The organism is Gordonia sihwensis (assembly GCF_029632925.1).
GTDB classification, from domain to species: domain Bacteria; phylum Actinomycetota; class Actinomycetes; order Mycobacteriales; family Mycobacteriaceae; genus Gordonia; species Gordonia sihwensis.
This window is the reverse complement of the sequence record NZ_CP121248.1, coordinates 2,157,659-2,170,555: the sequence shown is the minus strand read 5'-3', so window position 1 is coordinate 2,170,555 and position 12,897 is coordinate 2,157,659. Positions and strand designations below refer to the sequence as shown.

Below are 12,897 nucleotides of genomic sequence, written 5' to 3'. Positions count from 1 at the left end.
GGGTGTCAGGTGGTGCCGTGGCGAAGGAATCCGTAGAGGCCGGCGCGGTAACCGCGCTGATAGCTCAGGTCGTCGTCGGGGTCGGTGCCGTTCTCGAGAACTGACGCCGCGTGGTGCCGCGCCCACGTCGGCGGAAGGCTCGACAGGTAGGCGAGCGACTCGTCGAACCCCTGCTGGAAGAGGTCCGGATCGAGGCATGCGTCGAGTTCCGGATCGACGAGCGGATACGACGTCGGCAGACGCGTCACGGTGGCGTGACCGCTGAGCGGCGCGGTCGTCTGAGGGTCGGCGGAGTGAGCGGTCATCGGCGGGTTCGTCTTTCAGCGAGGGTTCGGTACAGGGTGGCTCGGCTGACTCCGAGTTCGGCGGCTATCGCGGGTACGGGATGGCCGGCGGCACGCATGCGCTCGGCGGCGGCGGCTTGGGTCTCGTCCAGCGCGCGGGGCCGGCCGACGCCGGAAGCGGCGTGGGAGCGCCGATGCGGAGACCGACGGTGTTCCGATGTCGGCTCCTCGTCGTCGAGCTCGGCGAGGGACGCCAGGACGCCGACGATCATCGCTCCGGCGGGGTCCGCGGTATCGACTCCCTCGCGCAGCGACTGCAGTCCGATCCGCCGCCGAGTGAGTTCGCGCGCACTCGAGAGCACTTCGCGTGCGGTGCGGCCCAGTCGGTCGACGCCGACGACGACGGCGGTGTCTCCGGGCCTCGCGTAGTCGAGCAGCGCTGCCCAGCCGGGGCGCTCGGAGGAGGGGGTGCCGGCGCCGGACCTGTCGCTGTAGATCCGCGACGGTTCTACGCCGGCATCGGTGAGCGTATCGATCTGTGCCTCGAGTCGCTGAGACCCTCCGGGCGCGCGTGCATAGCCGAGTCGGTACCCGGCGCCGACGGCCTCATCGTCTCTCATGTCTCACAATGTATCGCAAAAGGGGCGGGTCTTGGTTTTGCGACACTCCCGAATTCGAGTGGTCCGCTCAGCCTGGTCGAGCGAGCGCAGTGGGGGCGGGGTCGTTCCTGCGGTGGTGGTGGTTCATTTCGACTCGCTGCGCTCGCTCAATAAGCCTGAATATGAGGCCTGACTGGGTCGCGCTCGCTCAGTGAGCGCGAAGATTGGGCCTCGCGGGGTCGCTCGCAGTAAGCCTGAAGATCAGCCCGGCGGGATCGCTCGCTCACCAGACCTCGTCGCAATAATAATTTTGCGACTGTCGCATAATGGTGAGATGCGAAAACGCTGCTCGCCTCGCCCGGGTGGGGGGCGAGACGAGCAGCGCGGGAGTTCTTGGAGGGGCTGGGGCGGGGTCAGCCGACCGGGGTGGGGAGGACCGACTCGAACGCGCGGCCCGACCGGGGGCGCGCGGAACCCATCTGCTTCGAGTCGCACAGGAAGGAGACGAGGTCGGCGAGAGTGTCCGCGGACGGCCGCGGCTCGTAGCCGAGCTGTGTCCGTGCCTTGCTGATGTCGACGACGGGTTGGGCGACCAGCGCCGCGATGGACGCACGCGAGACGAGGTCGGAGCCGAACAGATGGCTGATCGGTTCGGCGATGGGGACCACCACGTTCAGCAGACGCAGCGGTACGGCGAACAGCGGGCGGAATCGCCCGCAGAGCTCTGCGACGGCGCGCATGGCCTCGAAGAGGCAGACCTGTTCACCGCCGAGCAGGTAGTTCTCGCCGGTGGCGCCGTGCGCGGCGGCGAGGGTGAGGCCCTTGGCCACGTCACGGACGTCGACAAGATCGAAGTTGCCCTCGACGAACAGGGGGACTCTGCCCTGCGCCGCGTCGCGCAACATGCCGTTGATGCGTGAGAGTCCGTGGTCGACGGGACCGTACACACCGGTCGGGTTGCAGATCACGGCGTCGAGCCCGTCCGCGATCACCTTGCGCAGTTCCTGCTCGCCCGCCCATTTCGATCGGTCGTACACCGGGAGCGCGGGATTCTCCGAGCGCGCGGAGTTCTCATCGACGATCCCGTTGTCGGTGTACTGGTCGAAGGAGTGAATCGAGCTGCAGTGGACGAAGCGTCGCACACCGGCGGCGAGCGCGGCTCGAGCGGTGGATGCAACGCCCTGTGTATTCACTCGCCAGGCGAGTTCGTCCTGCTGTTTGAGGGTGATCATCGCGACGAGGTGATACACGGTGTCGACGCCGTCGAACGCGGCGACGAGTGCGTCGTGGTCGAAGATGTCGGCGGCAGTCCAGGTCACCTGCGGGTGATCGAGGCCGTGCGCCGGCGACACCCGGTCGATGGCGACGACGTCGTGCCCGTCGGCGACGAGCTGGTTGACCAGGTTGGTTCCGACGAATCCAGCAGCTCCGGTGACGGCGACCTTCATGTGCATCCTCATTCCCGACGTGACAGACCACAGTGCCCGGTGATCTGGCGTGCCCCGTCCCAGCAGACTAGAACACGTTCTAATTCGCACGAGGCTATCTGGCCCGCTCACCGCCGCGCAAGGGTGTCGCGGATTTGTCGTCCGCGCCGGGGGTTCGCACGTGCCGTTACCGGCCCCGTCTGCGCGCGGTCCGGGGTACTGTCCGAGGAATGTCTGAACAGGCAGTGCGCGCGGTGCGACCGCTGCGAGCGGCGATGGTCGTCGGTGCACTCGGCGTGGTGTTCGGAGACCTGGGGACGAGTCCGATCTACACCGTTCAGACGGTCTTCGACCCGAGGGACCCGCACCCGATCGCGCCGACGTCCGACAACGTCTACGGCGTGGTCTCGCTGATCTTCTGGTCGGTGATGATCATCGTGACCCTCACGTATGTGCTGCTCGCCATGCGCGCGGACAACGACGGCGAAGGCGGGATTCTCGCTTTGATGACCCTCCTGAAACGGTGGGTGGAACAGATCGATCCGCGGACGTTCATCGTGCTCTCCGCACTCGGCATCCTCGGAGCCGCACTCTTCCTCGGGGACAGCATCATCACCCCCGCGATCTCGGTGCTGTCGGCCGTCGAGGGCCTCAAAGTGGTCGATCCGGAGCTGCATTCCTGGGTGGTCCCGCTGACCGCATTGATCGTCTTCGTGCTGTTCCTCGCCCAGCGGTTCGGCAGCGGCGGCGTGGGTCGCTACTTCGGGCCGGTGATGGCGGCGTGGTTCGTCGTCATCTCGGTGCTCGGAATACACGGAATCACAGCCGAACCCGGCATCCTGCGCGCACTGTCGCCGACCTACGCGGTCGGTTTCGTCGCCGGTCATTTCCACGTCGCGTTCTTCGCGCTGGCCGCGATCGTGCTCGCCGTGACCGGGGCCGAGGCGCTCTACGCCGACATGGGCCATTTCGGGCGCAGACCCATCTCCACCGCATGGATCCTGATCGTCGCGCCGGCCCTGACACTCTGCTACCTCGGTCAGGGCGCCCTGGTGCTTCACGACGTCCGCAATCTGAGCGCGCCGTTCTTCCTGCTGAGCCCGCAGTGGGGGCAGATCCCGCTCGTGATGCTGACGACGATGGCGACGGTGATCGCGGCGCAAGCGGTGATCTCCGGTGCGTTCTCCGTCGCCTCGCAGGCGGCTCGTCTCGGCTACATGCCTCGTCTACGCCTGGTGCACACCTCCGACCGCGAGTACGGGCAGGTGTACGTTCCGTGGCTCAATTGGTTCCTGATGGTCTCGGTGATCACCCTGGTGTTCGCATTCCGCAGTTCCGACGCCCTCGCCTACGCGTACGGCATGGCGGTCACCGGGACCATCGCGATCACCACGATCCTGTTCTTCGTCGTCGCACGGCACCGTTGGCGGATCCCGTGGTGGCTGCTGGCGCCCGCCGCGGCCGCACTGTTGACCGTCGACTTGCTGTTCTTCGCGGCGAACATCACCAAGTTCGTCCACGGGGCGTGGCTGCCGTTGGTCATCGCTCTCGCGGCTTTCGCGATCATGACGACGTGGCGGCGCGGTCGCCTGCTGGTAGCGGCTCGTCGATCGCTGCTCGAGGGCCCCGTCGACGAGTTCCTCCAATCGCTGCGGTCGGGGGAGCGCGAGGTCGACGTGGTGGACGGCACGGCGGTCTTCCTCAATCGCGACCCGGCCAGCGCACCGCTCGCGTTCCGGGCGAACGTCGATCACAACCGTGTCCGGCACCGGCAGGTCCTCTTCGTGTCGGTGGAGGTCGCTACCGCGCCCCGCGTCGATCCTGCGGCGCGGGTCCGCAGAATCGACCTCGGTGCCGACGACGAGGGGATCAGCGCCGTCGTCGTCCGCTTCGGGTATGCCGAGCCGCCGGACATCCCGGCGACTCTCGGTGCGATACGTGACCTTCCGGTGGGTGTGGACCCCGCGGCAGTGACGTACTTCCTGTCGACTGTGGAGTTGCGTCTGAGTGACGAACCGGGCCTGGCGGGCTGGCGCAAGCGAGTGTTTCTGGCGAGTTCGCACGTGTCGTCGGACGCGAGTGACTACTTCCGGCTTCCGCGCGAGCAACTCGTCGTGATGGGGGCACGGATCCCGGTGTGACGCAGGCGGCCTCGGCCGGTCAGCTCAGCGCGATGACCCCGCCCGTCGGCGTCGAGGTGGGGCCGCTGCCGCCGCCGATGTCGCGGGCGATCCACACACCCGGCGTGAGCTGACGGTACTCATGGAGGCTGACCGGCTCACCGAGGAAATCAGCCGAGAAGTCCGCGGCGTAGACCGGCCGACCGTCGACGCGCGAGACGGCGGGAACCACCTCGGCTCCGGCGTCGGTGCCCCAGACGTAGTTCTTGTACACCCAGGGGCGCCCGCCCCGTTCGGTGAAGGTCAATGCGTCCCCGAGGACGCTCTGGGTGCGAGTGAGGGTCTTCCCCGCCTCATGGGGCAGTGTCCGGCCCCGAAGCTGGAACACCGGGAGCAGGGAGAGCTTCTTCTTCCCGAGGGGACGAACGCCCAGCGGCGCATCGGCGAACAACCCGAGGATCTCCTCGGCGGTGCAGTGTTCCATCAGGGAGGTGACCGTTCGCGTGGCGTTCCCCGGATCGACGACGCACGTGCGCGCCGGCGCGGCCGACGCGGTGGCGGGCGAACCGAGGAGTGATCCGACGGCTGCGATGATCGCGACGATTCTGATTCTTGTCGTACGTTCAAATGACACGAGGACATTGAACAGTGCGCAAAGCGGTCGAGCAATCCGAATGTCCCGACATTTCCTCGCCGGCTGATTACTTTGGTCCCTAGATTTCTGCCGCTCTCATGCACTTACCTTGTCCTTGGGGTGAAGTCTCCAGTGCGGTCGAGGGATCGGCATCACTGCAGGGAGTGAAGGTGGGTTCTTGTGGCGGTGCGGACGCGGACAGCGAAGTCGGCGCAGGTGGATCGGCGCATCGCGAGGCGCGACGACGTGCTCGTCCTGGCATTCGCCGCCGTCGCGCTGGCGGGGGTGCTCATTCACGACCGCGTCGACATGCCGGCCACGCCTCTGCTCAGCGTCACCAACATGTTTCCGACCGCGGTCTACCTCGGTCTCGGACTGCTGGGCTTCGTTCCACGAGCTCGTGCCGCGTCGAGCTGGCTGCTCTTGATCTGGGCGTGGATCCTGGTGGTCGCATCACTGATCGGCCTCATACCGCAGAGCAACGCAGTCTCAGCGCCGCAGAATCCCAACGTGCACTACGTCTTCCACATCATCTACGCAGCGTGTCAGCTGCCGCTGATCGTCGCGCTGGTGCTGCGGCTCAATCGTGACGCTTCGGCCGTCACCACATCCCGCTGAGACACTCACCGCGCGGCTGTGAGGACAACGCCCGCGCTCGCCGTGACGACGAGTGCGATGGCGACGAGCTGACGTGAGTCCAGCGACTGGTCCAGAACCACGAAGCCGGCGAGAGCGGCCACCGCGGGGCCCAGACTCGACAGCACGCCGAACACACGCGTCGACATCCGTTTGAGTGCGGTGAACTCCAGGGCGTAGGGGATCACTGAGGTCAGCACGGCCACGCCGCCGAACGCCGCGAGCAGGCCCGGGTCGTCGGCGACCGCGGGCGCCGCTTGGAACAGTCCGATCGGGACGATCACCCCAGCCGCGACCAGCATGGCCGCCGACAGGCCGTCGACGCCGTGCACCCGGGTTCCCAGTCGGGCCGAGGCCACGACGTAGACGGCCCAGCAGAGGGCGGCCATCGCCGCGAATCCTGCTCCCCGAACATCGAAGGCAGCGCCGCCGTGCACGCCGAGCATCGCTATCCCGAGCGCGGCGAGTGCGACCCACAGGGCGTCGATCAGGCGCCGGCTGCCCGCGGCGGCGACGGCCAACGGTCCCATCAGCTCGACGGTAACCGCGACGCCGAGCGGAACGCGATCGATCGCCAGATAGATGAACAGGTTCATTCCGCCCAGGCCCAGACCCAGCAGCAGCACGCCGAGCCACGTGCGCCGCGGCCAGCTCAGCACCCGTGGCCGGACGAGAAGGGCCAGGATCAGCGCGCCGCACCCGAGTCGCAGGGCGGCGGCGCCGAACGGTCCCACCCGGTCGAACAGCGAACCGACGATCGCGTTGCCGAACTGGACGCTGAACACCGCAGCGACCACCAGCGCGCTCGGCGGCACACGAGGCAGGGGATCGGGACGGGTCTGCACGGTGGGGACTCTATCGGCCGGCCCAGCGGATACCCTGGCGGAGGTGGGAAGGATTACCGCCCGATGGCCGGTGACGAAGGTGCGGATCGGACACGAGCCGCGGCGTCGTCCCGACCGACTCGCGGTGGAGGAACCACTCGAGATCCGGATCGGCGGACTGCCGCTGGCGGTGACGATGCGGACACCGGGCACCGACGTCGAACTCGCGGCGGGATTCCTCGTCTCCGAAGGGGTCATCACCCGTGCCGAGCAGTTCCGGGCCGCGATCCACTGCGGCGGGCCGGGCACCGGCGGCACGGAGAACACGTACAACGTGCTCGACATCGCACTCTCCGCGGACACCCCGCCGCCCGGACCGGCCACCGCGCGCGACTTCCTGACCACCAGCGCATGCGGAATCTGCGGCAAGACGAGCATCGACGCGGTGGAGACCTCGTCGGCGTTCGACCTGCGCGGAGACGAGACGACGGTGCGACCGTCGCTGCTCGTCGAACTGCCGGAACGTCTGCGCGCCGGACAGCGAGCCTTCGACAGCACCGGCGGACTGCACGCGGCGGCGCTGTTCGACGCCGAGTCGGGTGAGTTGCTGACCCTGCGAGAGGACGTCGGCAGGCACAACGCCGTCGACAAGGTGATCGGGTGGGCGCTGACACGCGACCGGCTGCCGCTGCGCGGAACCATTCTGCAGGTGTCGGGCCGGGCGAGCTTCGAACTGGTGCAGAAGGCGGTGATGGCCGGCATCCCGATGCTCACGGCGGTGTCGGCGCCGTCCTCGCTGGCCGCCGAACTCGCCGAGCGGTCGGGACTCACGCTCATCGGCTTTCTCCGCGGCGATTCGATGAACGTGTACACCGGCGCCGCTCGGGTGGCGCCGGCCTGACCGCTGCCGGATCTAGATCGGGTCGGTGAGACGACGCAGAAAGGCAGCTGTCCGCTCGTGCTCGGGAGCGCCGATGACCTGCTCCGGTGCGCCGCGCTCCACGATCACGCCGCCGTCGACGAACAACACTTGGTCGGACACCTGGCGGGCGAACGAGATCTCATGCGTGACCACGACCATGGTCCAGTTCTGTGCCGCGAGGTCGCGGATCACCCGCAGGACCTCGCCGACCAGTTCCGGGTCGAGTGCCGACGTCGGCTCGTCGAGCAGCAGCACCTTCGGATTCATCGCGACGGCGCGCACGATCCCCACCCGCTGCTGCTGACCGCCGGACAGTTGAGCCGGGTAGTCGTCGGCGCGGTCGCCCAGGCCGACGCTGTCGAGCAACCGCTGCGCATCCGCGGTCGCGTCAGCCACTGGCCGTCGCTGCACCACCACCGGTCCCTCGATGACGTTCTCCAAGACCGTCTTGTGGGGGAACAGGTTGTGGTTCTGAAAGACGAATCCGCTCTGGCTCCGATAGCGGGCGATGTCGGACTTGGCGTAGTCGCCGGCGAAATCGATCGTCACGTCGGCCACCCGGATCACACCGGTGTCCGGTACGTCGAGCGCATTGAGCGACCGCAGAAGGGTGGTCTTGCCCGATCCGGAGGGGCCGATCACCGCGGTGACCGACCCGGAGTCGACGCTGAACTCGATGCCGCGCAGCACTTCGTTGTCACCGAAGGCCTTCGTCAGACCATCGACCTGGATGAGTGCGGTCATGTCGGGATGAACCTTCCGAGACGGGTCTCGAGGACGCCCTGCAGCATCGACAGCACGAGGCACACGATCCAGTAGTAGACCGCGGCGGTCATGTACAGGGCGAAGAACTCGAAGGTGGGCGCGGCGGCTATCTGCGCGACGCGCAGGAGCTCCGTCACCAGGATCGTGGAGGCGAGTGAGGTGTCCTTCACCAGTGAGATGAGCGTGTTCGACAGACCGGGAACCGCGATCCGCGCCGCTTGCGGGAGCACGATGCGGCGCATCGTGGTCGCGTAGTTCATGCCGATGGTCGCGGCGGCCTCGCGCTGGCCCTTGGGAACCGACATGATCGCGCTGCGGATGATCTCGGCGGCGTACCCGCCGACGTTGAGCGAGAAAGCGATCGCGGCGGCAGGCAGCGGCGGCACTTTGAATCCGAGCTCGGGCAGCGCGTAGAAGATGATGAACAGCTGGACCAACAGCGGGGTGCCCCGGATGATCGAGACGTAGATCCGCGCGAGTCGCGAGAGAATCGGGTTCTCCGCGAGCCGGGCGAGTGCCACGACGAGCGCGATCGCCAGGCCGATCACGAAGCTCACCGCCGCGAGCGGGATGGTGGTGGTGAGCGTGGCTTCCGCCATCGGCCAGAGGTTTCTCCCGATCAACTCCCAGGTGCTCTCCGGCGGCTGTGCCCGCGGGCCGCTGCCGCTGGCATCGGCTTTGAGGTACTTCTCTGAGATCGCCGTGAGCGTGCCGTCGGCCCGCAGACGGTCGAGCGCGTGGTCGATCTTCGGTATCAGCGGACTGCCCTTGGCGGCGGCGAAGGCCTGGTCGCTCGTCTGCCCGGTCTTGGCCGAGATCGTGACCGACGAGTCGCCGGTCTCGGCGAAATACGCGTACACGGCGATGCTGTCGTTGACCGTCGCGTCGACCCGGCCCTGCCGAAGCAGTGTGATCGCCTGGGTGAAACCCTCGACGGTCTGCACCTGTGCACCCGCGTCGCGAGCGACTTGAGTCCAGTTGCTCGTCGCCGTCTGGGCGACGGTGCGGCCCCTCAGATCGTTCAACGACCGGATCGACGAGTCGTCCGCCCGTGTCACGACCACCCCTTCGCCGACGGCGTACGGGCTGGACAACGCGTACTCGGCTCGCCGCTCCGGAGTGATCGTGACCTGATTGGCGACCACGTCGAATCGATCCGCGCCGAGTGCTGCGAACAGCGAGTCCCAGGGAGCCTCCACGAACTCGGCCCGCATGCCCATCTGATGCGCGACGGTCTCGGCCACGTCGACGTCGTAGCCGGAGAGTCGACCGGTCGCGGGGTCGTGGAAGCTGAACGGCGCATAGGTGCCCTCGGTTCCCACTCGGAGCACGCCTTCGCCGCTACGCCCACCGTCGGGACCGCCGCATCCGCCCACCACTGCCACTGCCGCGATCAGCACTGCCAGTAGCAGCGCCGGGGCTCGCGGTCGGAGGCTCATAGGGGGAGTAAACCCCGCCGGCCGATCAGATGGGACCCTTTGGCGCCACCTGGTCCGAGGGTGGGATTCCGGCGGCACGCAGATGCGCGCGGAGCCGGCCGACGAGCGGTGCACGTTCGAGTTCGTCAGCGGTCATCCATCGTGCGTCCTCGGCGTCGTCGCCCGCGCGCAGCTCGCCGCCGATCACCGTCGCGGCGAAGTCGTGGATCTCGAAGGTCTCCGCGTCGCTGTAATCGATGATCGCGCACCAGAGTTCCCTGCCGATCACCGCCTCGAGGCCGGTCTCCTCCCGGACCTCACGTGCGGCAGCCTCGGCGAGGGTCTCGCCGGCCTCGACATGTCCGCCCGGTACCGACCAACGTCCCTTCTCCGGTGCGTGACCGCGTTTGACCATCAGTATTCGTCCGCCGTCGTCGACGATGACCGCGCCCGCGGCCAGCACTGGATCCATCCTCACACCGTAGATCTCCGCGTGGTCGTGCGGATGTCTCCGCGTCACAGCGGGTTGCTCGTCGCAACGCCGGTCCGTTGTTCTGACGGTGCGCGACACCTCCGCGGGCGGGCGCGCCCCACTATCCTCGGTGGAGTGACCGCACGGCGACAGCAACGCACAGGACTCGACGCCGTCGTGCAGACGGCCGTGGACGTGACCGCCACGAGGTCTCGCAACGCCAAGACACAGCGGATCGCCGATCTTTTCCGAGCGCTGTCGGCCGATGAGATTCCAGCGTCCGTCGGACTGTTGCTGGGCCGCCCGCGTCAAGGCCGGCTCGGAGTCGGCCGGCGTGCCGCTCATGCCGCTCGCACCGAACCGGCGGCGACCCCGTCGCTCACCGTGAGCGATGTGGACGCGGCGTTCACGACGCTGGCGAACACACGCGGTCCCGGTGCGGTGCGCACCCGGGCGGAGGCACTGCACGCCCTGATGTCGCGTGCGACCGCCGACGAACAGGACTATCTGATCCGGGTGCTCACCGCCGAGATGCGGACGGGTGCGCTCGAGAGCGTGGTCACCGATGCGGCCGCGATCGCGTCCGGTCTGCCGACCGCAGTGGTGCGCCGGGCGGCGATGCTCTCCGGGGACCTCGGTACCACTGTCCGTCAGGCGTGTGCGGGATCCGACCTCACCGCAGTCGGCCTCACGCCGGGAGTCCCGGTCTCGCCGATGCTCGCCTCCACGGCCGAGTCCGCGTCGGCCGCGGTCGCCGAAACGGGGGAGGCCTCCGTAGAGGCGAAACTCGACGGCGCCCGGATCCAGGTGCATCGCGTCGGCGGCGCGGTCACCGTCTACACGCGCAGTCTGGCCGACGTCACCTCCCGGGTCCCCGAACTCGCCGAACTGGTGTCCGGGTTCCCCGGCGGCGACCTCGTCCTGGACGGCGAGACACTCGCTCTCGATCCCTCGGGTGCGGCGCGGCCGTTTCAGGAGACGATGAGTCGCTTCGGCTCCGGCGGCGGCACCGCATTGTCGGCGTGGTTCTTCGATGTGCTCTACGCCGGCGGCGAGAGCCTGATCGACTCACCGCTGCGGCGTCGGCGGCGGGTGCTGGCCGAGATCGTCGGGGAGCGGATGATCCGCGGGATCGAGGTGACCGGTCCCTCCGCCTGCCACCTCGCCGAAGACTTCTTCGCCGCGGCGGTCGGCACCGGCGACGAGGGGGTCGTGGTCAAGTCGCTCGACTCGACGTACGCGGCCGGGCGCCGTGGCAGTCACTGGATCAAAGTGAAGCCCGTGCACACCTTCGATCTGGTCGTGCTCGCCGTCGAACAGGGATCGGGACGGCGGCGGGGGATGCTGTCGAACCTGCATCTGGGCGCGCGGGATCCGGCGGGGCGATTCGGTCCGCCCGGTGGATTCGTCATGGTGGGTAAGACCTTCAAGGGACTCACGGACGAGCTGCTGCGATGGCAGACCGCGCACTTTCCGACGATCGCCGTCGACACTGCGGGCCATGTCACCGCGCTGCGGCCGGAGACGGTGGTGGAGATCGCGATCGACGGCGTGCAGCGGTCATCGCGCTATCCGGGCGGGGTCGCCTTGCGGTTCGCGCGGGTGAAACGCTATCGCGTCGGGGCCGACGCCAAGCCCGCCGCCGAGGCGGACACGATCGACGCGCTGCGCGATCTGCTCGATTCGAGGGCGTCCGACGCGATGCGGTGACCGTCAGTGCGGCGTCACGACTCGGACCGGGAACAGCACGGTGCGCTCGACGACACGATCGCGCTCGGCGCTCCGGCTCGTCCGGCGCGGATCTGCGAGGTAGGCCTCCAGGGCCGCCTGATCGGGCAGACCGATCAACTGCGTCTCGTCGGGAACGTCGGCGGTGCCGGAACCGAGCGCGCGAGCGAGAAGCACCCCGCCGTGATCGGGTAGCAGGGCGAGGACCTCGTCTTCATAAGCCGACAGATCGGCGGCGAGGCCGGGCCGGGCCCAGAGTTGACAGCACAGTTCGACGGGTTCGGGATCGGTGGTCATGTCCTCGACGTTATCGGTGCCGTCGAGCCCGGCGGCGTGGCTGCGGCCTTCGCGTCCAGCAACACGGTTTCGAGCATCTCCGGCGTCAGCCGCCCGGTGAAGGTGTTCTGCTGGCTGACGTGGAAGCATCCGAGAACGGTGAGACGCCGGCCGTCCGGATGGTCGATCACCACGCGGACGCCGTGCCCGAACCGCGGCCGTGGACGCGGCACGATCCAACCGCCCTCGGAGAGGGACGACAGCAGCGCCTGCCAGCCGAATCCGCCGAGAGCGATCGCCACCCGGACGGTCGGTGCCAGCAGTTCCAGTTCCCGCGACAGGAATGGCGCACACCGGCGACGTTCATCGGGCGTCGGCTTGTTGGCCGGCGGAGCGCAGTGCACGGGCGACGTGATCCGGGTGTCGATGAGCCGCAGGCCGTCGTCGGCGGATACCGCATGCGGCGCCGACGCGAGTCCGACGGCGTGCAGTGCGGCGAACAGGAAATCGCCGCTGCGGTCGCCGGTGAACATCCGGCCGGTGCGATTGGCGCCGTGCGCGGCCGGAGCCAGCCCGACGACGAGGATCCGTGCGTCGTCCGGTCCGAAACCGGGAACGGCGCGACCCCAGTACGTCTGGTCGCGAAAGGCCGCGCGTTTGACGGTGGCGACCTCTTCGCGCCAGGCGACGAGCCGCGGACAGGCCCGGCACTGTGCGATCAGATCGTCCAACGCGGTCAACGTGCGGGCACTGGCCGCCCGATCGGGCGCGGATTCGGGGCGCGGCGCCATG

14 protein-coding genes are annotated in these 12,897 nt (G+C 68.3%); 4 read left to right on the top strand and 10 right to left on the bottom strand.

What is annotated here, in order from left to right:
* Positions 1–5: 5 nt before the first annotated feature.
* The 3 genes from P5P27_RS10430 to P5P27_RS10420 all read right to left on the bottom strand — a co-directional run bounded on the left by P5P27_RS10430 (position 6) and on the right by P5P27_RS10420 (position 2,331).
* On the bottom strand, positions 6–305 hold the full coding sequence (locus P5P27_RS10430) for a hypothetical protein (RefSeq protein ID WP_278123841.1): 300 nt from the start codon (positions 303–305) through the stop codon (positions 6–8).
* Positions 302–904 carry a recombinase family protein gene (locus P5P27_RS10425; protein ID WP_006895120.1) on the bottom strand — a complete coding sequence of 201 codons (603 nt, stop codon included), beginning with the start codon at positions 902–904 and terminating at the stop codon, positions 302–304. The genes P5P27_RS10430 and P5P27_RS10425 overlap by 4 nt, the downstream gene beginning before the upstream one ends.
* A 392-nt stretch (positions 905–1,296) precedes the next feature.
* A complete protein-coding gene (locus P5P27_RS10420) occupies positions 1,297–2,331 on the bottom strand; it encodes an NAD-dependent epimerase/dehydratase family protein (RefSeq protein ID WP_006895119.1) in 1,035 nt (344 codons plus the stop codon).
* A 209-nt stretch (positions 2,332–2,540) separates the two neighbouring features.
* On the opposite strand from P5P27_RS10420, the gene P5P27_RS10415 reads away from it, so the two are divergent.
* Complete coding sequence (locus P5P27_RS10415; protein ID WP_039866859.1) at positions 2,541–4,451, top strand: potassium transporter Kup; 1,911 nt, start codon at positions 2,541–2,543, stop codon at positions 4,449–4,451.
* Positions 4,452–4,470: 19 nt separating this feature from the next.
* Here the strand turns inward: P5P27_RS10415 and P5P27_RS10410 are convergent, their stop codons facing one another.
* Positions 4,471–5,064, bottom strand: coding sequence for a hypothetical protein (locus P5P27_RS10410; protein WP_039866858.1), 594 nt, complete (start codon positions 5,062–5,064; stop codon positions 4,471–4,473).
* A gap of 180 nt (positions 5,065–5,244) precedes the next feature.
* On the opposite strand from P5P27_RS10410, the gene P5P27_RS10405 reads away from it, so the two are divergent.
* Positions 5,245–5,682, top strand: coding sequence for a hypothetical protein (locus P5P27_RS10405; protein WP_101841566.1), 438 nt, complete (start codon positions 5,245–5,247; stop codon positions 5,680–5,682).
* Between the two features lie 5 nt (positions 5,683–5,687).
* Here the strand turns inward: P5P27_RS10405 and P5P27_RS10400 are convergent, their stop codons facing one another.
* Positions 5,688–6,545, bottom strand: a complete 858-nt coding sequence (locus P5P27_RS10400; RefSeq protein WP_278123837.1) for an EamA family transporter — start codon at positions 6,543–6,545, stop codon at positions 5,688–5,690.
* A gap of 43 nt (positions 6,546–6,588) precedes the next feature.
* Between P5P27_RS10400 and fdhD the strand changes: the two genes are divergently transcribed.
* Entirely contained in the window at positions 6,589–7,425 is an 837-nt protein-coding gene (gene fdhD, locus P5P27_RS10395; RefSeq protein WP_278123836.1) for a formate dehydrogenase accessory sulfurtransferase FdhD, read from the top strand.
* Between the two features lie 12 nt (positions 7,426–7,437).
* Here the strand turns inward: fdhD and P5P27_RS10390 are convergent, their stop codons facing one another.
* The 3 genes from P5P27_RS10390 to P5P27_RS10380 are packed head-to-tail and all read right to left on the bottom strand — an operon-like array spanning position 7,438 to position 10,101.
* On the bottom strand, positions 7,438–8,190 hold the full coding sequence (locus P5P27_RS10390; RefSeq protein WP_006895113.1) for an amino acid ABC transporter ATP-binding protein: 753 nt from the start codon (positions 8,188–8,190) through the stop codon (positions 7,438–7,440).
* Positions 8,187–9,650 (bottom strand): ABC transporter permease subunit, encoded by a 1,464-nt coding sequence (locus P5P27_RS10385; protein ID WP_222111445.1) that lies wholly within the window; start codon positions 9,648–9,650, stop codon positions 8,187–8,189. The genes P5P27_RS10390 and P5P27_RS10385 overlap by 4 nt, the downstream gene beginning before the upstream one ends.
* Positions 9,651–9,675: 25 nt before the next feature.
* Positions 9,676–10,101 carry an NUDIX hydrolase gene (locus P5P27_RS10380; RefSeq protein ID WP_045538894.1) on the bottom strand — a complete coding sequence of 142 codons (426 nt, stop codon included), beginning with the start codon at positions 10,099–10,101 and terminating at the stop codon, positions 9,676–9,678.
* A gap of 135 nt (positions 10,102–10,236) precedes the next feature.
* On the opposite strand from P5P27_RS10380, the gene P5P27_RS10375 reads away from it, so the two are divergent.
* A complete protein-coding gene (locus P5P27_RS10375; protein ID WP_278123832.1) occupies positions 10,237–11,811 on the top strand; it encodes an ATP-dependent DNA ligase in 1,575 nt (524 codons plus the stop codon).
* A gap of 3 nt (positions 11,812–11,814) precedes the next feature.
* Here P5P27_RS10375 and P5P27_RS10370 read toward each other — a convergent pair whose 3' ends face one another.
* Together P5P27_RS10370 and P5P27_RS10365 are read right to left on the bottom strand one after the other, a co-directional pair.
* On the bottom strand, positions 11,815–12,126 hold the full coding sequence (locus P5P27_RS10370) for a hypothetical protein (RefSeq protein WP_039866854.1): 312 nt from the start codon (positions 12,124–12,126) through the stop codon (positions 11,815–11,817).
* Complete coding sequence (locus P5P27_RS10365; protein WP_260868744.1) at positions 12,123–12,896, bottom strand: uracil-DNA glycosylase; 774 nt, start codon at positions 12,894–12,896, stop codon at positions 12,123–12,125. The genes P5P27_RS10370 and P5P27_RS10365 overlap by 4 nt, the downstream gene beginning before the upstream one ends.
* Position 12,897: the final 1 nt, after the last annotated feature.